16 protein-coding genes are annotated in these 19,547 nt (G+C 60.8%); 6 read left to right on the top strand and 10 right to left on the bottom strand.

Annotated elements, in window-relative coordinates; genetic code table 11:
* Window positions 1-138: 138 nt before the first annotated feature.
* The 6 genes from etfB to PP4_RS01705 form a co-directional block, all read right to left on the bottom strand.
* A complete protein-coding gene (gene etfB / locus PP4_RS01730; RefSeq protein WP_016484524.1) occupies window positions 139-909 on the bottom strand; it encodes an electron transfer flavoprotein subunit beta in 771 nt (256 codons plus the stop codon).
* Between the two features lie 10 nt (window positions 910-919).
* The gene (etfA, locus tag PP4_RS01725; RefSeq protein WP_016497622.1) at window positions 920-2,152 is read right to left on the bottom strand and encodes an electron transfer flavoprotein subunit alpha; all 1,233 of its coding nucleotides are present in this window, start codon (window positions 2,150-2,152) and stop codon (window positions 920-922) included.
* Window positions 2,152-4,104 (bottom strand): dimethylglycine demethylation protein DgcB, encoded by a 1,953-nt coding sequence (dgcB, locus tag PP4_RS01720; protein ID WP_016497621.1) that lies wholly within the window; start codon window positions 4,102-4,104, stop codon window positions 2,152-2,154. The genes etfA and dgcB overlap by 1 nt, the downstream gene beginning before the upstream one ends.
* Window positions 4,105-4,311: 207 nt before the next feature.
* Window positions 4,312-6,372, bottom strand: coding sequence for a dimethylglycine demethylation protein DgcA (gene dgcA, locus PP4_RS01715; RefSeq protein ID WP_016497620.1), 2,061 nt, complete (start codon window positions 6,370-6,372; stop codon window positions 4,312-4,314).
* A 15-nt stretch (window positions 6,373-6,387) separates the two neighbouring features.
* Entirely contained in the window at window positions 6,388-6,918 is a 531-nt protein-coding gene (locus PP4_RS01710) for a DUF5943 domain-containing protein (RefSeq protein WP_016497619.1), read from the bottom strand.
* A 77-nt stretch (window positions 6,919-6,995) separates the two neighbouring features.
* On the bottom strand, window positions 6,996-7,973 hold the full coding sequence (locus tag PP4_RS01705) for a dipeptidase (RefSeq protein ID WP_016497618.1): 978 nt from the start codon (window positions 7,971-7,973) through the stop codon (window positions 6,996-6,998).
* Window positions 7,974-8,257: 284 nt separating this feature from the next.
* On the opposite strand from PP4_RS01705, the gene PP4_RS01700 reads away from it, so the two are divergent.
* A complete protein-coding gene (locus tag PP4_RS01700) occupies window positions 8,258-8,659 on the top strand; it encodes a lysozyme inhibitor LprI family protein (protein ID WP_016497617.1) in 402 nt (133 codons plus the stop codon).
* Window positions 8,660-8,786: 127 nt separating this feature from the next.
* Here PP4_RS01700 and PP4_RS01695 read toward each other — a convergent pair whose 3' ends face one another.
* A complete protein-coding gene (locus PP4_RS01695; RefSeq protein WP_016497616.1) occupies window positions 8,787-9,731 on the bottom strand; it encodes a GlxA family transcriptional regulator in 945 nt (314 codons plus the stop codon).
* Window positions 9,732-9,877: 146 nt separating this feature from the next.
* On the opposite strand from PP4_RS01695, the gene choX reads away from it, so the two are divergent.
* From choX to PP4_RS01675, 4 genes are all read left to right on the top strand, one after another.
* Window positions 9,878-10,822: a choline ABC transporter substrate-binding protein gene (choX, locus tag PP4_RS01690; protein WP_016497615.1), complete on the top strand. Its 945-nt coding sequence runs from the start codon at window positions 9,878-9,880 to the stop codon at window positions 10,820-10,822.
* Between the two features lie 123 nt (window positions 10,823-10,945).
* Window positions 10,946-11,830 carry a BKACE family enzyme gene (locus PP4_RS01685; RefSeq protein ID WP_016497614.1) on the top strand — a complete coding sequence of 295 codons (885 nt, stop codon included), beginning with the start codon at window positions 10,946-10,948 and terminating at the stop codon, window positions 11,828-11,830.
* A gap of 18 nt (window positions 11,831-11,848) precedes the next feature.
* Window positions 11,849-12,814 (top strand): L-carnitine dehydrogenase, encoded by a 966-nt coding sequence (locus PP4_RS01680; RefSeq protein WP_016497613.1) that lies wholly within the window; start codon window positions 11,849-11,851, stop codon window positions 12,812-12,814.
* Window positions 12,815-12,824: 10 nt separating this feature from the next.
* A complete protein-coding gene (locus tag PP4_RS01675) occupies window positions 12,825-13,295 on the top strand; it encodes a thioesterase family protein (protein ID WP_016497612.1) in 471 nt (156 codons plus the stop codon).
* A 99-nt stretch (window positions 13,296-13,394) separates the two neighbouring features.
* Here the strand turns inward: PP4_RS01675 and PP4_RS01670 are convergent, their stop codons facing one another.
* A complete protein-coding gene (locus tag PP4_RS01670) occupies window positions 13,395-14,975 on the bottom strand; it encodes a zinc-dependent metalloprotease family protein (protein ID WP_016497611.1) in 1,581 nt (526 codons plus the stop codon).
* Between the two features lie 300 nt (window positions 14,976-15,275).
* On the bottom strand, window positions 15,276-17,225 hold the full coding sequence (locus PP4_RS01665) for a zinc-dependent metalloprotease family protein (RefSeq protein WP_016497609.1): 1,950 nt from the start codon (window positions 17,223-17,225) through the stop codon (window positions 15,276-15,278).
* A gap of 381 nt (window positions 17,226-17,606) precedes the next feature.
* Between PP4_RS01665 and PP4_RS01660 the strand changes: the two genes are divergently transcribed.
* Window positions 17,607-17,864 carry a hypothetical protein gene (locus PP4_RS01660; protein WP_016497608.1) on the top strand — a complete coding sequence of 86 codons (258 nt, stop codon included), beginning with the start codon at window positions 17,607-17,609 and terminating at the stop codon, window positions 17,862-17,864.
* Between the two features lie 119 nt (window positions 17,865-17,983).
* Here the strand turns inward: PP4_RS01660 and gbdR are convergent, their stop codons facing one another.
* The gene (gene gbdR / locus PP4_RS01655; RefSeq protein WP_016497607.1) at window positions 17,984-19,090 is read right to left on the bottom strand and encodes a choline metabolism transcriptional regulator GbdR; all 1,107 of its coding nucleotides are present in this window, start codon (window positions 19,088-19,090) and stop codon (window positions 17,984-17,986) included.
* Window positions 19,091-19,547: the final 457 nt, after the last annotated feature.

The following is a 19,547-nucleotide window of genomic DNA, read 5'->3' as shown; positions in this document are numbered from 1 at the left end:
TTCAATGTAGCCAGGGAACATCATTAGTCTGTCAGGGCCAATCGCCGGCAAGCCAGCTCCCACAGGTATTTCACTGAACCCGTAGGCAGTGGTGATCCTGTGGGAGCTGGCTTGCCGGCGATGAGGCCAGTAAAGGTCTTAGCGCAGCACGCCTTCTTCCACCAGCAGCTTGAGGATGGCCTCAGCACCTTCCTGTGGCGAAACGTCCTTCAGCACCTTGCCACCGCCACCACTGGCCTTGGCTGTTGCTGCTTTCATGCGGTCTGCACCGCTCTTGGCCTTGATCACCTTCAGGCGCTTGGGCCGAGGGCGGGCCGGTTGCAACTCGGCATCGGCCAGCAACTCATCTTCGACAATGGCCACATTACGCGCCGCCAGCACACCACGTCGCGCCGGCCCGAATGCGCTCTGGCGCGGCTTGGGCGCAGCGTTATCCACAGTCGCCAGCAACGGCAGGCGCACTTTCAGCCGGCGCCGCTGGCCCCGCGGCAAGGCCTGCAATACCTGAGCGGTGCCGTTCTCGATCGACTCCACCTCGGCCAACCCCACGATCAACGGCCAGCCAAGCTTTTCGGCCAGCAGGAATGGCAACATGCCCGACCCTTCACCCGTCTCGGCCTGGCTACCGGTCAGCACCAGCTGTGCTCCGGCGTCGCGCAGGTAATCCCCCAGCACGCCCAGCACATCGGCACCGGCCGGCTGCTCCAGCACGTCAAGATGGTCCAGGCCCATGCCCAGGTAAGCGCGCAAAGCCTCTTCCTGTGGATTGCCAGCATGTACCACCTGCAAGTTATCCCCAGCCAGCTGCAACCCCAGTTCCACGGCGCGGGCATCCTGCTCGGCGCGCCGGGCGCGCCCGGAGCTTGGGTGGGCACCGATGGAAACCAGGCTGATCACTTTCGTACTCATGGTCGTGCCCTTATGCCGCGTCGCGCTGGCCGCCGCTGCGGTAGTTGTCCACAGCCTCGATCAATGCCTTGAGAATCGCCGAACTGTCGCCAATCACCGACAGGTCCGCCCGTTTGATCATGTCGCAACCCGGGTCCATGTTGATCGCCACCACCTTGTCGCAGGCGCCGATGCCCTGAAGGTGCTGGATGGCACCCGAGATACCCACAGCCACGTACACACGCGCGGTAACCCAGGTGCCGGTAGCACCCACCTGGCGGTTGCGCGGCATGAAGCCGTCGTCCACCGCCACCCGCGAGGCGCCTTCGGTGGCGCCAAGGGCTGCGGTGGCCTGGTGGTACAGGTCCCAGTCCTTGACCCCGTTGCCGCCCGAGATGATGAACTCGGCCTCGGCCATGGCAATGGTGGCCGGGTCCACGGCCACCGAGCCCAGGTCTTCGATGCGCGACAGGCTGCGCGCCACGCTTGTGGACAACTCCACCGGCAAGGCTTCGTGACGGGTTTCGCTGACCGGCTCGGCGCACTCCGCCGCCGCCAGTATCAGCCGTGGCACCGCACGTTGCAGGTCTTGCTGGCCAGCACCGGCGCGGCCGATGCACTGGCCGTCCTTGACCTGCCATACGCGCGTGGCCGGGCGCTCGCCCAGCGCCGCGCCCAGGCGTCGGCCCAGTTCGCCGCCACCGGTGCGGCTGTCAGGCAGCAGCCAGTGGCGCGGGGTGAACTGGTTATCCACAGCCCGCAGGCCCTGCACCAGTTGCTCCGGTGCATAACCCTCGAAGGCCTCGCCCTCGACGACCAGCAGGCGGTCGACGCCAGCGGTGGAAAAGTTGCTTTCCTTGTGCTCGTTAAAGACCACCGCCAGCACTGCGCCGTCACTGCCGGCCAGGCTGTGGGCCAGGCCGAGCAGGTCGCGGTCGTGGCTGCTCAGGCGGCCACCGACCATGTCCGGCACCACCGCGATGTAGAACGCCGGCGCCGGTACCTGGTGCAGCGGCAGCTTGACCTCTGCCGCCGCCGTGCGCCGCCCGCCCACACCGGTACCCTGCTGGGCGCCGCTGCGGTCGATGCGCTTGATGCCGGCCGGGCCGATGAAGCCTGCGGCAATCGCATGGGGGTTCTTGCGGATGAGGCCATTGGGCCCCATCCAGCTGGTTTGTTGCGTCTGCATGGCCGCGTGCAGCGGGTGCAGGCGGTTACGGGCGATCCACTCGGCGCGTGGGTCGCGGCGGATAATGTCGCTCATCAGTGCACCTCCGCAGGTTCACGTTTGGCCGTTTGCGGCTTTGCGGCAGACGGCGCGTCCTCTTCGATCAGCACGTCGGCCACCAGCTCCGCCAGGTCCTTGATCTGTGGGCGCGGCTCGACCACGCCTTCGAGCATGGCGGTGCACTGTGGGCAACCCACGGCCACCAACTCGGCCTCGGTTTCGCGAATGTCGTCCATGCGCATGTCGGGGATACGCTGCTTGCCCGGGATGTCGGTGATCGGTGCACCGCCGCCACCGCCGCAGCAACGGGAACGGAAGCCCGAGCGCTGCATCTCGCGCACTTCGATACCCAGCGCCTTGAGCACTTCACGCGGCGCTTCGTACTCACCGTTGTAGCGGCCCAGATAGCACGGGTCGTGGTAGGTGACGCTGCCGCCCTTGTGCTGGGCCAGGTTGAGCTTGTTGGCCGCGATCAGTTCGGCCATGTAGGTACTGTGGTGCTGCACCTGGTACTCGCCGCCCAATGCGCCGTACTCGTTCTTCAGCACATGGAAGCTGTGCGGGTCGCAGGTGACGATGCGCTGGAACTTGTATTTGGCCAAGGTCTGGATGTTGCGTTTGGCCAGTTGCTGGAAGGTCGCTTCGTCGCCCAGGCGGCGGGCCACGTCGCCACTGTCGCGTTCTTCCAGCCCGAGCACGGCAAAGTCCACGCCCGAGGCCTTCAGTACTTTGACAAACGAACGCAGGGTGCGCTGGTTGCGCATGTCGAAGGCACCGTCGCCAACCCAGAACAGCACTTCGGTGGTTTTCACCTCCGACAGCAGTTTCAGGTTGAGGTCGGCAGCCCAGTTCATGCGACCGCCTGGGGCGAAGCCGCCGGGGTTGTCGGTGGCGATCAGGTTGTCCAGCACCTCGGCGCCCTTGTTCGGGGTGGCGCCCTTTTCCAGGGTGAGGTGGCGGCGCATGTCGACGATGGCATCGACGTGCTCGATCATCATCGGGCATTCCTCGACGCAGGCACGGCAGGTGGTGCACGACCACAGCGTTTCAGCGTCGACCAGGCCATTGACGATAGGCTGGTGCGGATGGCCGCCGTGTTCACCGATCGGCTTGCCCGGGTACGGGCTACCGGCGAACTTGGCGTCCGTGCCACCGGCCAGGCCGATGACCATGTCCTGGATGAGCTTTTTCGGGTTCAGCGGCTGGCCAGCAGCAAAAGCCGGGCACATGGCTTCACATTTACCGCACTGCACGCAGGCATCGAAGCCCAGCAGCTGGTTCCAGGTGAAGTCAGCCGGTTTTTCCACGCCCAGCGGCGCGTTGGGGTCTTCCAGGTCCAGCGGCTTGAGGCCGGTGGAGCGTCCGCCGCCAAAGCGCTCGGCGCGGCGGTGCCAGGCCAGGTGCAGCGCACCGGCGAAGGCGTGCTTCATCGGGCCACCCCAGGTCATGCCGAAGAACAGCTCCGACACGCCCCACAGCACGCCCAGGCCGAGCACTGCGACCATCACCCAGCCACCCGTGTTGGCAGGCAGGATGCCGGCGACCGGCAGGGTGGCAATGAAGAAGCTTGCGGCAAATACCAGCAGGCTCTTCGGCAAGCGCATCCACGGGCCTTTGGACAGGCGCGCAGGCGGGTTGAGGCGGCGCTTGAAGACAAAGATGGCGCCAGTGAACATGATCACCGTGGCCACCAGCAGCGCGTAGCCGAGGACTTTGCTTTGCAGGCCAAAGCCATGCACCAGGATCGCCAGCGCGGCCGACAGCACGAAGCCGCCAGCGGTGGCCACGTGGGTCTTGGACATGTACTTGTCGCGCTCGACGACGTGGTGCAGGTCCACCAGGTAACGGCGCGGCATGGCCAGCAGGCCGCCGATCAGGTCGACCTTGGAGGCCCGGCCACGCCGCCACATGCGCACCCGGCGCAGGGCGCCGAGCACCGCCAGGCCAAGGGCAGCGAACAGCAGGATGGGTAGAAGGGTGTTCAACATGGGAGGCTCCCACAACAGCTAAATTCTTGCGCCACCCCAAAGGCCAGCGCGGACCCCTGTAGGAGCGGCCTTGTGCCGCGAAAGGGCTGCGTAGCGGCCCCAGCATCCTTGATACCGATGAAATGCTGGGGGCCGCTTCGCGACCCTTTCGCGGCACAAGGCCGCTCCTACAGGGGGGCCAGTCCCGCCTCTAGAAAGACGGTGCGATCAGAAATCCTTGCACAGGCGCAAGGCGTCGTAGATCGCCGCATGCACGTTGCGCTGGGCCACGCAGTCGCCGATGCGGTACAGCAGGTAACCTTCGCCCGGCTGGCTGAGGATCGGCTGTGGCTTGATGGCAAACAGCGCCTCCACATCGATCTGGCCCTTGTTGCGCGAGCCCTCTTTCAGCGCGTAGTACAGCTGTTCATCAGGCCGCACGCCGTTCTCGATCACCACCTGGTCGACCACGCGTTCTTCCTTGGCGCCGGTGTACTCGTTCTCCAGCACCGCCACCAGCTTGTCGCCTTCGCGGTAGACCTTTTCCAGCATCATGTCGCCGGTCATGATCACTTCTTTCGGGTACATGCTGCGGTAGTAGGTCGGGAAGGTCGTGCCGCCCATGGCCACGCCCGGCTTGATGTCGTCGGTGACGATTTCAACCTGGCTGCCTTTGTCGGCAATGTAGTCTGCTGCCGACATGCCGGTGAATTCACAAATGGTGTCGTACACCAGCACGTTCTTGCCCGGCGCAACCTTGCCGTCGAGCACGTCCCAGCTGCTGACCACCAGCCCTTCGGCAGCGCCCCAGTGCTCGTTCTGCTCGACAAACGGATGGCCGCCCACCGCCAGCACGATCACGTCCGGGCGCAGGTCCTGGATGGCGTCCACGCTGGCAGCGGTGCCCAGGCGCAGGTCCACTTTCAGGCGCGCCAGCTCCAGCTGGTACCAGCGGGTGATGCCGGCGATCTGGTCACGCTGCGGTGCCTTGGCGGCAATGGTGATCTGCCCGCCGATCTGGTCTTTCTTCTCGAACAGGGTCACATCGTGCCCACGTTCGGCAGCCACGCGGGCTGCTTCCATGCCGGCAGGGCCGGCGCCAACCACCACCACCTTGCGTTTGACGCCGGTGGTTTTTTCGATGATGTGCGGCACACCCATGTATTCACGGGAGGTCGCGGCGTTCTGGATGCACAGCACATCCAGGCCCTGATACTGGCGGTCGATGCAGTAGTTGGCACCGACGCACTGCTTGATCTGGTCAATCTGGCCCATCTTGATCTTGGCGATCAGGTGCGGGTCGGCCATGTGCGCACGGGTCATGCCGACCATGTCCACGTAGCCGCCTTCAAGAATGCGCGTGGCCTGGTTCGGGTCCTTGATGTTCTGCGCGTGAAGCACCGGGACCTTGACCACCTCCTTGATGCCGGCTGCCAGGTGCAGGAACGGCTCTGGCGGGTAGCTCATGTTGGGGATGACGTTGGCCAGGGTGTTGTGGGTGTCGCAGCCCGAGCCGACCACGCCGATGAAGTCGAGCATGCCGGTGCCGTCGTAGTAGGCGGCAATCTGCTTCATGTCTTCGTGGCTGAGGCCATCGGGGTGGAACTCGTCACCACAGATGCGCATGCCCACGCAGAAGTCGTCGCCCACTTCGGCGCGCACGGCTTTGAGTACTTCCAGGCCGAACTTCATGCGGCCTTCAAACGTGCCGCCCCATTCATCGGTACGCTTGTTGACCCGCGGGCTCCAGAACTGGTCGATCATGTGCTGGTGCACGGCCGACAGTTCCACGCCGTCCAGGCCGCCCTCTTTGGCACGCCGCGCAGCCTGCGCGTAGTTGCCGATGACACGCCAGATCTCTTCCACCTCGATGGTCTTGCAGGTGGCGCGGTGCACCGGTTCGCGGATGCCCGACGGCGACATCAGGGTCGGCCAGTTGAAGCCGTCCCAGCGCGAGCGACGGCCCATGTGGGTAATCTGGATCATGATCTTGGCGCCATGCTTGTGCATGGCGTCGGCCAGGTTCTGGAAGTGCGGGATGATGCGGTCGGTCGACAGGTTGACCGACGCCCACCATTCCTGCGGGCTGTCGATGGCGACCACGGACGAGCCGCCGCAGATCGCCAGGCCGATACCGCCCTTGGCCTTCTCTTCGTAGTACTTCACGTAGCGGTCGGTCGTCATGCCGCCGTCAGTGGCGTAGACCTCGGCGTGCGCGGTGCTGAGCACACGGTTGCGGATGGTCAGTTTGCCGATCTGGATCGGCTGGAACATTGCTTCGAATGCCATGACGCTATCTCCGGCTTACAACGGCTTTGTAACGAACAGGCCATCTTCGTGGCCTTCTTCCGAACCGCCGTAGACCTGTTCGGCCACGGTGCGGATCGAGCTGCCGCGGGCAGCGAGAATCTGGTCCATTGCGCCGGCGAACCAGCCGGTGAACATGTAGTCGACCTTGCGGCCAACCTTGCCGTACACGTACACGAACGCCGAATGCTTGAGCTTGACGCTGCAGGTGCCTTTGTCCAGGTCGATGTCCTGGATCTCGAACAGGCCCCAGCCACGCTGGCTCAGGCGCTTCATGTAGTGCTCGAACACCGCCACGCCTTCCAGGCCATGGCACTCGGCTTCCTTTTCACACCAGTGCCAGGCGGACTTGTAGCCGGCCTTGTAGAGGATCTCGGCATAGGCGTCGGCGCCCAGCACTTCCTCGATACCGATGTGGTTGTTGACGAAGAAATGGCGCGGCACGTACAGCATCGGCAAGGCGTCGCTGGTCCAGACACCGGTCTCGCTGTCGACTTCGATTGGCAATTGCGGGGCGATCTTGGCCATGGAAACTCAACTCCATACAAATTTTTATGTGGGTGCCCCGGCGTTGCTGGCAGGGGCTATCAGGCTTGGAGAGCGGCTTACTCGCCCCAGACGTCCTTGAGGACGTTGACCCAGTTCTCGCCCATGATCTTGCGCACCACACGCTCGGAGTGGCCGCGCTTGAGCAAGGTTTCGGTGAGGTTGGGGAATTCGCCCACGGTGCGGATGCCCAGCGGGTTGATGATCTTGCCGAAGTTGGTCAGACGACGGGCGTAGCCCTTGTCGTGGGTCAGGTACTCGAAGAAGTCCTGCCCATGGCCCTGGGTGAAGTCGGTGCCGATACCGATGGCGTCTTCACCGACGATGTTCATGGTGTACTCGATGGCTTCGGCGTAGTCGTCGATGGTCGAGTCGATGCCTTTGGCCAGGAACGGCGCGAACATGGTCACGCCGACGAAGCCGCCGTGGTCGGCGATGAATTTCAGCTCTTCGTCCGACTTGTTGCGCGGGTGCTCTTTAAGGCCCGACGGCAGGCAGTGGGAGTAGCAGACCGGTTTCTTCGATTCGAGGATGACCTCTTCGGAGGTCTTGGAGCCGACGTGGGACAGGTCGCACATGATGCCGACGCGGTTCATTTCCGCCACGATCTCGCGGCCGAAGCCCGACAGCCCGCCGTCACGCTCGTAGCAGCCGGTGCCCACCAGGTTCTGGGTGTTGTAGCACATCTGCACGATGCCCACGCCCAGCTGCTTGAACACGTCCACATAGGCGATCTGGTCTTCGAACGCATGGGCGTTCTGGAAGCCGAAGAGGATGCCGGTCTTGCCCAGTTCCTTGGCCTTGCGGATGTCGGCGGTGGTACGCACCGGCATCACCAGGTCGCTGTTGTCGCGGATGAGCTTCTGGCTGGCGGCGATCTGGTCGACGGTTGCCTTGAAGCCTTCCCAGACCGACACCGTGCAGTTGGCCGCAGTCAGCCCGCCTTTGCGCATGTCCTCGAACAGCTCGCGGTTCCATTTGGCAATGATCAGGCCGTCGATGACGATGCTGTCGGCGTGAAGTTCGGCTGGGCTCATCAGGCTGTCCCCTTTTATTGAATGGTTGGCGCCAAACCTTGTGCCGGCGCTTTGGGGCCAGCATATGCCTGTGCCCAAAGGCGCCCCGATGCAAAAACGACAGGGGGTTTGCCGAAAGCGTCAATGCGCGACAACACGCCCTCTGGCACGCCGTCTGGCGATGAGAGGCAGTCGCGTTAACGACCTTTCGGGCTGCTTTATGAACATTTGGACAGGTGGCTACCCACGCGCCCTCGTCTGAGCGAGAATCCCTGCGATTCGTCAGCCTGTTGAGGAGAAAAGGGATGAAATCATTGGCATGGCTGGCGCTGCTGGCCGTCGTATCGGGCGCCCAGGCCGGCGAGGAAGAAAGCACCCCGTGCGACAACGTCGACACCGATCAGCAGACCTACGCCTGCGCTGCATTCAACAAGCAGACGGCCGAGCGGGAGCTGAAATCGGCTTACGACGACTTGATCCAGCGCATTCGCGATCAATATGCCGACGAAAGCGACCAGGCCACTGCCCTGATCGGGCGCATGGACGCGGCAGAGAAGCTGTGGATGCAACTGCGCGATGCTGATTGCAAGGTTGAGACCTATGCCGAGAAGCAGGGGAGCAAGGCATTCCAGGCGGCCTGGGATACCTGCGTGGCCCAGCGCAGTGATGACCGGTCGGAGTATTTGCAGTCCATCGGCCAGCAGTGAAATCCCTGTTTCCTGCGCAGGCCCTATCGCCGGCAAGCCAGCTCCCACAGGTACCCCACGGCATTCAAAGGCTGTGCAATACCTGTGGGAGCTGGCTTGCCGGTGATAGGGCCAGTGCAGGAGGAAATCAAACTGCCCTGGCCAACCTGTCCTCCCGCGGGCAACGCTGGTACCGCGCCCGGTAACAACGGGTAAAGTACGAAGCCGACTCGAACCCGCAAGCCACCCCCACCTCCAGCACACTCATGTCGGTCTGGCGCAACAACTGCCGCGCCTTGTCCAGCCGCAGTCGCAGATAGAAACCACTGGGCGTGTCGTCCAAGTGCACACGAAACAGCCGTTCCAGCTGGCGCCGGGTCACCTGCACCGCTTCAGCCAGCACCTGGGTATTGAGCGGCTGTTCGGTGTTGCGCTCCATTTCGCCAATCACCTTCACCAGCTTCTTGTTGCTGATGCCATAGCGGCTGGCGATCTGCATGCGCTGGTGGTCCTGTCGCTGGCGGATACGCCCGAGCACGAATTGCTCCGACACCTGCACCGCCAGTTCACTGCCGTGGGCCTGTGCAATCAGGTCGAGCATCAGGTCAATGGACGCCGTGCCGCCAGCGCAAGTGATGCGCCGCCGGTCGATCTCGAACAGCTCCTGGGTCGCCTGCAGGCTCGGGTAGTTTTCCTTGAACGCTTCCAGCGCCTCCCAGTGCACGGTGGCGCGGTGGCCGTCGAGCAGGCCGGCCTCGGCCAGTACCACTGCACCCGTGTCGATGCCGCCGAGTATCACCCCTTCATGATCCAGGCGGCGTAGCACCTGTTGCAGCGCCTGGCCATAACAGGCCAGGGGATCGAAACCGGCCACGATCAGCAGGATGCCGGCAGGCTCGCCCGCGGCCAGCGCCGCATCGGCGTTTACCGACATGCCGTTGCTGGCCTGCACCGCACCGCCATCCAGGCTCAATACCTGCCAACGGTAGGACGGCCCCTTGAACCGGTTGGCTACCCGCAGCGGCTCCAGGGCACTGATGAAGCCCATGGCCGAGAACCCGGGCAACAGCAGAAATTGAATGTTTTGCAGCATTGCATGCTCCACGGCAAAGGTGGTCGCCTCCGTGCAAGTGTTGGTCGCCAGGGTGCGATTTTTCACCCTGCGTGCAGCGTAGCGTGTTCACACGGCCCAGAGAGACCGAACCCCATAACAATATGCACTGCCGATGGAGAGCCACCATGCACAGCTTGATCCGCCGCAGCCTGTTGACCCTTGCCCTGAGCAGCATCGCCACTTCCCCGCTTTACGCCGCCGAACCTGCGGCCTGCAAGAATGTCCGCCTGGGCGTGGTCAACTGGACCGACGTCATCGCCACCAGCGCCATGGCGCAGGTGCTGCTCGACGGCCTGGGCTACCAGACCAAACAGACCAGCGCCTCGCAGCAGATCATCTTCGCCGGCATCCGCGACAAGCGCCTGGATATGTTCCTGGGTTACTGGAACCCGATCATGACCCAGACCATCACCCCGTTCATCGATGCCCAGCAGGTGAAGGTGCTGGAAAAGCCCAGCCTGGAAGATGCCCGGGCGACCCTGGCAGTGCCGAAGTACCTGTATGACAAAGGCCTGAAGACCTTCGCCGACATCCACAAGTTCGAGAAGGAGCTGGGCGGCAAGATCTACGGCATCGAGCCCGGTTCCGGCGCCAACACCCAGATCAAGGCGATGATCACCAAGAACCAGTTCGGCCTGGGCAAGTTCCAGCTGGTCGAGTCCAGCGAGGCCGGCATGCTTGCTGCCGTCGACCGCGCCGTGCGGCGCAAGGAGGCCGTGGTGTTCTTCGGCTGGGCGCCGCACCCGATGAACGTGAACATCGACATGGCCTACCTGGGCGAGAGCCAGGACGCCCTGGGCCCGGACGAAGGCCGCGCAACGGTGTGGACAGTGACTGCCCCGGACTACGCCGAACGCTGCCCCAACGCCCACCGCCTGCTGGCCAACCTGAACTTCAGCGCCGAGGACGAGAGCCGCATGATGCAGCCGCTGCTCGACCACAAGGATGCGCTGGAATCGGCCCGCCAGTGGCTCAAGGACCACCCCGATGACAAAGCCCGCTGGCTTGAGGGCGTGACCACCTTCGATGGCAAGCCGGCCGCAGACAACCTCAAGCTTACTGCCAACTGATCCGGCCCTTTCGCGGGCACGCCCGCTCCCACAGGTTCTGCCTACGCCCAGGGTTCACGCGAACCCTGTGGGAGCTGGCTTGCCGGCGATAGGGCCAGCACAGACAACACAAGGAACCCCGCCATGAACCACGACGTCATCATCACCTGCGCCCTCACCGGCGCCGGCGACACCGCCTCGAAAAGCCACCTGGTCCCGGTCACCCCCAAACAGATCGCCGAATCCGCCGTCGAGGCCGCCAAGGCCGGCGCCACCGTGGTCCACTGCCACGTCCGCGACCCGCAGACCGGCCGCTTCAGCCGCGATGTGGCGCTGTACCGCGAAGTCATGGAACGCATCCGTGAAGCTGACGTGGACATCATCGTCAATCTCACTGCCGGCATGGGCGGCGACCTGGAAATCGGCCCGGGTGAAACGCCGCTGGAGTTCGGCCCGGGCACCGACCTGATCGGCCCGCTGGAGCGCCTGGCCCATGTCGAAGCGCTGCTGCCGGAAATCTGCACCCTCGACTGCGGCACCCTCAACTTCGGCGACGGCAACTCGATCTACGTGTCCACCCCGGCCCAACTGCGCGCCGGCGCCAAGCGCATCACCGAACTGGGCGTGAAAGCCGAACTGGAAATCTTCGACACCGGCCACCTGTGGTTCGCCAAGCAAATGATGAAGGAAGGCCTTCTCGAAGACCCGCTGTTCCAGCTGTGCCTGGGCATCCCGTGGGGCGCACCGGCCGACACCACCACCATGAAGGCGATGGTGGACAACCTGCCGGCCAACGTCACTTGGGCCGGCTTCGGCATCGGCCGCATGCAGATGCCCATGGCCGCCCAGGCCGTTTTGCTCGGCGGCAATGTGCGGGTGGGCCTGGAAGACAACTTGTATCTGGACCGTGGGGTGCTGGCCAGCAATGGCCAACTGGTGGAACGCGCAAGCGAGATCATCACCCGCATGGGTGGCCGCGTGCTCAGCCCGGCAGAAGGCCGGGAAAAAATGAACCTCAAGCGCCGCTGATCCATTCAGGAGACCGATATGCCCTTCATCACCGAGATAAAGACCTTTGCCGCCCTGGGTAGCGGCGTGATCGGCAGCGGCTGGGTCGCCCGCGCCCTCGCCCACGGCCTGGATGTGGTCGCCTGGGACCCGGCGCCCGGTGCCGAACAGGCGCTGCGCAAACGTATCGCCAACGCCTGGCCGGCGCTTGAAAAACAAGGTCTGGCCCAAAGTGCCTCCCAGGACCGGCTGAAGTTCGTCAGCACCATCGAAGAATGCGTGCGCAACGCCGATTTCATCCAGGAAAGCGCACCAGAGCGCCTGGACCTCAAGCTCGACCTGCACGCAAAAATCAGCGCCGCAGCCAAGCCTGACGCAATCATCGGCTCAAGCACTTCCGGCCTGTTGCCCAGCGAATTCTACGAATCGTCGACTCACCCTGAACGCTGTGTTGTCGGCCACCCCTTCAACCCGGTGTACCTGCTGCCGCTGGTGGAGATCGTTGGCGGTAGCCGCACCTCACCCGAGGCCATTGAAGCTGCCAAAACCATCTACACCGCACTCGGCATGCGCCCGCTGCATGTGCGCAAGGAGGTGCCAGGCTTCATTGCCGACCGCCTGCTCGAAGCGCTCTGGCGCGAAGCCTTGCACCTGGTCAACGACGGCGTTGCCACCACGGGCGAAATCGACGACGCGATTCGCTTCGGCGCAGGCTTGCGCTGGTCGTTCATGGGCACGTTCCTTACCTACACCCTGGCCGGTGGCGATGCCGGCATGCGCCACTTCATGTCACAGTTCGGCCCTGCCCTGAAGCTGCCCTGGACCTACCTGCCAGCACCGGAACTGACCGACAAGCTGATCGACGATGTGGTGAACGGTACCTCTGAGCAACAGGGCGAGCGCAGTATCGCTGCACTGGAGCGCTACCGTGACGACACCCTGCTGGCGGTACTGGAAGCGGTGAAAACCAGCAAGGCCAGCCACGGCATGTCGTTTAGCGATTAAGGAGACCAAGATGCCCGCTCTGATCACTTACCGCACCACGGTCCAGGAGGACTGGGTCGATTACAACGGCCACCTGCGGGATGCCTTCTACCTGCTGATCTTCAGCTACGCGACCGATGCCCTGATGGAGCGCATTGGCCTGGACGCCGACAGCCGCGGGCAAAGCGGTAATTCACTGTTCACGCTGGAGGCGCATATCAATTATCTGCACGAGGTGAAGCTGGGCACCGAGGTGTGGGTGCAGACGCAGATCATCGGCTTTGATCGCAAGCGTCTTCACGTGTATCACAGCCTGCACCGGGCAGGGTTCGACGAGGCGCTGGCGGCGAGCGAGCAGATGTTACTGCACGTGGACCTAGCGGGGCCGAAGTCAGCGCCTTTTGGGCACACGACTGTTTGCCGATTGAATCACTTGGTAGAGCAACAGGAGGGGGCGCAGGCGCCGCAATATATGGGGCGTACGATAAAACTTCCTTCTTGAATAACCAGAGAACCGGCGCCAGGGTCTCCATAGATACGAAGCACCTAGGCGCCTTCACTCGCAACAATCAGACAGAGTAGAAGCGGATAATCAAAACGATCACTCGTATGACACCCTATAGACTGGCCCTATCAGTCTTCTTGTAAATTTGAACCCCTCTGGTTTACCACCGCCAGAATGAACGCTCGTGATAACAAAATCCCCAGAAAAGTTACTGCCCGTATAACAGCTCCTTACTGTGTAAAAAATGTTGGAGAAGCATAATTTTCTCGGGGTCGAACCGCTGTAGAAGTCTTTTACCTCTACCCGTACGGGATCGACATCATTATCCTTGCATTCCGTATACCAAGAGAGCAGCGCTTGTTCACCCGGCTTTAAATCAATGAAACAACCCCGGTTCGCCCCATACAACCACAAACGAACGCGATGAGCAGGGTCCGGATAAAAATTGGCAACAGTGTCCCGATTTTCGTTGAAAGTCCGCGCCACATCATTTTTATCTACCGTACCCATAGGAACCCCTTGGTACTGCAGCCGCGGGTTTGAATGATAGGGAATGGCACCATGCGACGTTCGCATCTGCGTATGGAAATTTGGCGCTGTATGCTTGTAGCCATAAGCGTAAGCGGGTATGCCCTGATCGGGAAACTCGTCACTATGCATAGCCCCCATGTTATGCCCTAATTCGTGGCCTAACGCACCAAAACAACTAATGGACGAGAAAGCCGTCTCCTTGCGCGCTGGCATTTTTGCTATACCACAGTAAATACTATACGTGGAAAGCATCGATACCAGATCGGCGCGTACTTTTTCACGTTCGATATGAATTTTGGCCCCTAATGGTTTATCAGCTATCATATCATTAAGCTGAGTTTGGGGTTCTTTGCCTGTTTCATCGTAGTCAGAATCGTAAATATCCGACAGCTCGTACACCGCATCGACTTTGCTATTGATCAAGTATTGGTTGGCGTTTTGTAACGCCTGCGCCAATTCTATCTTGTAATTCGGAAATCGCGCCCTGGACTGCCGGGTTGTCACGAAAAGCACCCTAATCGTACTTTTTGACGACAGAGGAGCAATGACCAACTGGGCATTGCCCTGTGGTTGCACCGGAGCAGCTATCGGCGCTGCTTCTGGTGGTAGTTTTGATTCATCAACCTTGACCAAAACTTGCTGGCCTTTGCCAACCGCCGTTAAACGGTAGAGCTGCCCCTCCACACGGATATCCCCAACGACCAGCTTACCGTCGCTCACCAGCGAAACCCAGTTTAGCGGATCCATATTAATTTCCGCAGGTGAGGGGTAGAGTTGTCTACGATTGGAAGGCATATCACCAACCCACCCTACCATTCCCGAAGCTACATTATCGCTTCTTGACAACTTGAAGCTCACCGTTCTGCCGTCAGTCAGAGGCATTGATAGCATCGTCGTATCTTTCGATACAAGCCCCGGCTTGACCTGCACTTCTTTAACTTCAGCGTCTTCTGCCACATTCAACAAAATTTTCAAATACTGGTCAGTACCGGATTGCCTCTCAAGGGCGGCGCGGTTCTGGTCTGGCTTGATCTGAAATAGCGTAACCGCCGAACTTTCGAGGTAGTTTGCAGGGTCCGAAGCTGTGCATCCTCCAAAAAGAAACACAACACCAAGCAAGCAGAATTTCAATTGTTTCCGGTTCATGTCCATGCTCCTGCTATGGGAGCCTTACTTGACCATGGACATCGACTCCCAACAACTGACATAAATAACAGTTGCAAAAAATGATGCCTAAAAGCCGTGAGCTACCGAGGCCAAGAGCGAGCACCTCCATTGTGCGTGTGCGTGAGCGAGGGTAACCAAACCCTCTCCACCACGCCCGGCATGCACCCGCTGCATGTGCGCAAGGCACTGCGCGATTTCATCTCCGACGGCTTTTATGACGATAATTGGGTGAGTAATGGAATCCGGGGCGCATATTACGCCCCGAATCTACGGTAGCACTCAAGGTGCGGGAGGCCAATCCTCTGAGTCATTCCCATAGGAAATGCGATGCACAGAACCGTTCATATAGCCGCCACCACGATGCGTCCTGACCAGACCCGACGGCAAATCCGTGCCCACGTCCCAGTTTCGGATCGAGAAATTACCTTGATAGTTTCCGTTAAAACAGAGACTTTGACGGTGATCTGCGTTGAAAAAGCACAGCTTGTTATAGGGACTGGAAAAAGAAAATACTTTGGCAGAGCGTGACTTGCCGCCGCTGAGAGCCGCACATTGCGGCCACTCGGACAGGCTGCCTACGGTACTCGTGGGCATGCGAAACTCGCAGGTTTCCCCCTTAAAGTCCGCAAGCGAATACAATTTAATCGTCACTTGGTTATCCATTGCGTATTCAACATATTTAACGTCACCGTAAAATGCGTCATCGCCAACCCTCCCCTCGCGAACCAACCCGGATGGGAGCACGCTTACCGCTTTAAGATTAGGCACCGCAAAGTCACCAGCATACGAACCAGCGTAACAAACTCTTCTATACTCCTCCGATCTAAAGCAAAGTTTCATTCCTGGGGCAAAGTCATAAACCCTTATAGACTTTACCTTATTGCATGACGGCTGATCTACACCCGGCTCGATTTTCAAGGTGCACATGTCACCCCGTTGATTATAATCACTGAAAAGTTGCACCAGTACCGTCAACGGATTTGGTGGCGGGTAAAAATTCTCGACGGTTTCCCGGCGTTCGTTAAACCGCCTCGCAACGTCATTAAATTTACTATCCCCTAACGGCATGCCCAGGTAGGTCACACGGGGGTTGGAGAAATTAGGTAAAGCGTCGCGAGACGCTACCATCTGAGTGTGTAGGTTATAAAGAGGGGTCTCGTAGCCGTATGCATATTCAGGAACATTTCCAGTCTCGCCCTGTTTATGCAGTGCACCGATGTTATGACCAAGTTCGTGCGCAAGCGATCTGGGACAGGTAACTATCGAATGAGGCGAATTCTTGCCCGTCGAAATGTAGGCTCTGCCGCACACCGAAGGCTCTGTAGTATACATTAAGACCATATCCGCTCTTAATTCCTCTCGCATGCTCAGGACTTGCGATGCGAACGGCTGGGCATTACCGATATCTCCCAGTTGCTGGGAGCTGCTTCTTCCAGTCTCGTCGTAATCCCCATAAAAATTCCCGGCCCATTGGTAGGTGATCTGCACGTCACTGTTTTTCATGTATTGGTTGGCATCTCTCATCGCCAGGAGAAGGTCAAGCCACCACCAGGGGTTAGCGGCCTTTCGTTGATTGGTTGCCAAGAACATCAAGCGTATTACGCTGTGCGCGGATTGCGGCGATTTCACTTTGGTGTCATCGCGCGCGCCCCCTGCAGGGGCTACGAGGGGTTCGCCGTCTGGAGGAAGTTTGGACTCGTCAACTTTGATCAAGACATACCGCCCTGAACCAATAGAGTCCAGTCGATAACGCTGCCCCTCGACAATGAGATTGCCCACCAGTTTGTCACCCTCACGCACCATGGACAGATAATAAAATGGGTCGTAATCAATCTCCGAAGCGGAGGCCGCGTGGGTCGCTTTCCATGCCGAAGGCTTGTAGCCAACCCAGCTGTCTATACCCGATTTGAGGGTGGTGAAATCGCGGAGATGAAACTGGGCGGTTTTACCGTCCGGCAAGCTCACCGCCAAATCCTGCGTCTGCTGGCTCACCCGTGCAGGGTCGATCTTGACCAGAGTAACTTCCGCGTTCGCCGGGTCACCCAACAATGTGGCCAGGTAGCCGCTAGCCGTTTTTTGCAGGACGTTGCGCTCAGGCGTAGGTTCAAGTGTGAAAAGTTGAGGGGGTGTACTGTTGGCCGCAGCCACGGTGCGCTCAGAGATTGAACATCCCCCAAAAAACATCACCATTGAGGCAAGCAGGATTCTGTTCCAGATCGTGGTATTCACTTTTCCGCTCCTGTGGAAAACCGTCGCCCGCAGGAGAGCACTATCAGGATCTTTCCGTCACCTGGCAGAAATACTAGGCTGCTAGAAGTTTTATAAGATGGAACTGTTGAGAAACACAAAAAAATAACCCCGGAAAGCCGTGAGCTACCGGGGCCAAGAGCGAGCAACATCCACTGTGCGTGAGCGAGGGTGACCAAACCCTCGGGTACCGTGAATGGCTTCAGTGTGCGTGCTTGCCGGGCGGGGGATTTAGCCGTAAACGACCTGTTCTTAGCCAAAGCAGCCATGGCGATATTCTGTCCTTGCGAGGCTGTTGCGCACGTCACAGAATCGGTCCTGAATCACAGCAGCACTCTCTTCGCGATAAAAGGGACAACAGCCATGATGCATGCGGATTTGATTGACCAGGACGACCTCGCCGGCCACCTGCGCGCCCGCGGTTTCGATATTCCAGCCGGGGCCAGTGCCGAACAGGCGTGTGAAGCGGTGGTGCGTGGGCTGACCGAGCCCAATGCGCGGGCGCTGAAGGGGATGGTGGAGCAGATGTACACCGGTAGTGCGACGATCCTGCCTGCTGTACGCCAGGCCATCGACAAGCAGCTGCTGCCAGCGCTGGCGAGTTTCAACAAGCGAGCCTGATTCTTTTTCCTGTACTGGCCCTATCGCCTGCAAGCCAGCTCCCACAGTGACTACACACAGATCGAGGCCTGTGCAGTACCTGTGGGAGCGGGCGTGCCCGCGAAAAGCCCGGCGCGGTGTCAGAGCCTTACGCTGGCAAAGGTCGACTCGTTGCGCGCCTGGCTAAGCGCGGCCATCGGCCCACTGTGCGGCGACAGGGTCATGGCCTGCGGAATCGGCATCATCGCTACCTGCTGCGCGGTGTTGGAACCCACACGCTCGTCACGCGGCGGAATGCCGAAGTACTCGCGGTAGCACTTGGAGAAGTGCGGCGTGGACACAAAACCACACACCGACGCCACTTCGATGATCGACATCGGTGTCTGCTTGAGCAACTGCCGCGCACGGATCAGGCGCAGTTTCAGGTAGTAGCGCGATGGCGAGCAGTGCAGGTACTTCTGGAACAGCCGCTCAAGCTGGCGTCGCGACACCGCCACGTACACCGCCAGTTCGTCCAGGTCGATCGGCTCTTCGAGGTTGGCCTCCATCAGCGCGACGATTTCCTGCAACTTCGGCTGGTTGGTACCGAGCATGTGCTTGAGCGGCACGCGCTGGTGGTCCTGCTCGTTGCGGATGCGCTCGTAGACGAACATCTCGGAGATGGCCGCCGACAGCTCGCGGCCATGGTCGCGGCTGATCAGGTGCAACATCATGTCCAGCGGAGCAGTGCCGCCGGAGCTGGTGAAGCGGTTACGGTCGAGGGTGAACAGCCGAGTGCTCATGTTCACCCGTGGGTAGGCCTCCTGCATGGCCGCCAGGCACTCCCAGTGCACACTGCAATCGAAACCGTCGAGCAGCCCGGCACAGGCCAGGGCCCAGCTGCCGGTGCACACCGCGCCAAGGCGGCGCGACTGACGGGCCTGGGCCTGCAGCCAGGTGACATGCTCACGGGTAACAGTGCGCTGGATGCCCACGCCGCCGCAGACGATCACGGTATCGATGGGCGGCGCGCTGTGCATGGCGGCATCGGGGGTGATCTGCAGGCCGTCGCTGGCCCAGACCTGGCCGCCGTCGACAGTCAGGGTGTGCCAGCGGTACAGCTCGCGGCCGGAAAGCTGGTTGGCCATGCGCAGCGGCTCGACGGCCGATGCCAGGGAAATCAGGGTGAAATTGTCCAGTAGAAGAAACCCGATGGACTGGGGTGCTGTGCGGTTCTGGGTTGGGGTCCCGGAGGTGTACGACGTCATCGCGATTTCTCCTCACACAAATGCAGGGTGTGCCTCAGGCGGGCACTGATTTCTTGTTATGACCCCTCGGTCATTTTCCGGGGGTAGGTTGCCAATCTCAACGCAAACGCCGTGCCTGAAATTGAACGGCTATCCAAAAAAACCTGAAAACGACACCTGCATCAGGCAAATCAGGGGCTTCGGCCGAGTTGGCAGATAGTCGCAAAACAGGCGTGCTAGGCGCCGTGCGTGTAACGGCTGAGCAATTTGGTGACACGTGCAGCGTAAGTTGCCCAGAAACGACACTCTTGAGTGTCACCGACAATGCCGACACTGATCGCGACACCCGACGATCGGTAGGCGGCGGGCGCACCATAAGGAGGCATTGGTGGTTATGTTGCACCTGCATCAACCTTCAAAGGCCTCTTCGCGGGTGAACCCGCTCCCACACGTACTGCGCAATGCCTGTGGGAGCGGG

The sequence above is a fragment of the Pseudomonas putida NBRC 14164 genome, assembly GCF_000412675.1.
GTDB lineage: Bacteria > Pseudomonadota > Gammaproteobacteria > Pseudomonadales > Pseudomonadaceae > Aquipseudomonas > Aquipseudomonas putida.
Note: the sequence above shows the minus strand (reverse complement) of the source record. Positions and strands in the feature narration are given on the sequence as shown.

Excerpts from the sequence above, each read along its gene's own strand:
- PP4_RS01685 (WP_016497614.1), top strand. The coding sequence starts at position 10,946 with ATGAACCACGACGTCATCATCACCTGCGCCCTCACCGGCGCCGGCGAC.
- PP4_RS01695 (WP_016497616.1), bottom strand. The coding sequence starts at position 9,731 with ATGCTGCAAAACATTCAATTTCTGCTGTTGCCCGGGTTCTCGGCCATG.
- dgcA (WP_016497620.1), bottom strand. The coding sequence starts at position 6,372 with ATGGCATTCGAAGCAATGTTCCAGCCGATCCAGATCGGCAAACTGACC.
- etfB (WP_016484524.1), bottom strand. The coding sequence starts at position 909 with ATGAGTACGAAAGTGATCAGCCTGGTTTCCATCGGTGCCCACCCAAGC.
- dgcB (WP_016497621.1), bottom strand. The coding sequence starts at position 4,104 with ATGTTGAACACCCTTCTACCCATCCTGCTGTTCGCTGCCCTTGGCCTG.
- PP4_RS01670 (WP_016497611.1), bottom strand. The coding sequence starts at position 14,975 with ATGAACCGGAAACAATTGAAATTCTGCTTGCTTGGTGTTGTGTTTCTT.
- PP4_RS01700 (WP_016497617.1), top strand. The coding sequence starts at position 8,258 with ATGAAATCATTGGCATGGCTGGCGCTGCTGGCCGTCGTATCGGGCGCC.
- gbdR (WP_016497607.1), bottom strand. The coding sequence starts at position 19,090 with ATGACGTCGTACACCTCCGGGACCCCAACCCAGAACCGCACAGCACCC.
- PP4_RS01680 (WP_016497613.1), top strand. The coding sequence starts at position 11,849 with ATGCCCTTCATCACCGAGATAAAGACCTTTGCCGCCCTGGGTAGCGGC.
- choX (WP_016497615.1), top strand. The coding sequence starts at position 9,878 with ATGCACAGCTTGATCCGCCGCAGCCTGTTGACCCTTGCCCTGAGCAGC.
- etfA (WP_016497622.1), bottom strand. The coding sequence starts at position 2,152 with ATGAGCGACATTATCCGCCGCGACCCACGCGCCGAGTGGATCGCCCGT.
- PP4_RS01705 (WP_016497618.1), bottom strand. The coding sequence starts at position 7,973 with ATGAGCCCAGCCGAACTTCACGCCGACAGCATCGTCATCGACGGCCTG.
- PP4_RS01710 (WP_016497619.1), bottom strand. The coding sequence starts at position 6,918 with ATGGCCAAGATCGCCCCGCAATTGCCAATCGAAGTCGACAGCGAGACC.
- PP4_RS01675 (WP_016497612.1), top strand. The coding sequence starts at position 12,825 with ATGCCCGCTCTGATCACTTACCGCACCACGGTCCAGGAGGACTGGGTC.
- PP4_RS01660 (WP_016497608.1), top strand. The coding sequence starts at position 17,607 with ATGATGCATGCGGATTTGATTGACCAGGACGACCTCGCCGGCCACCTG.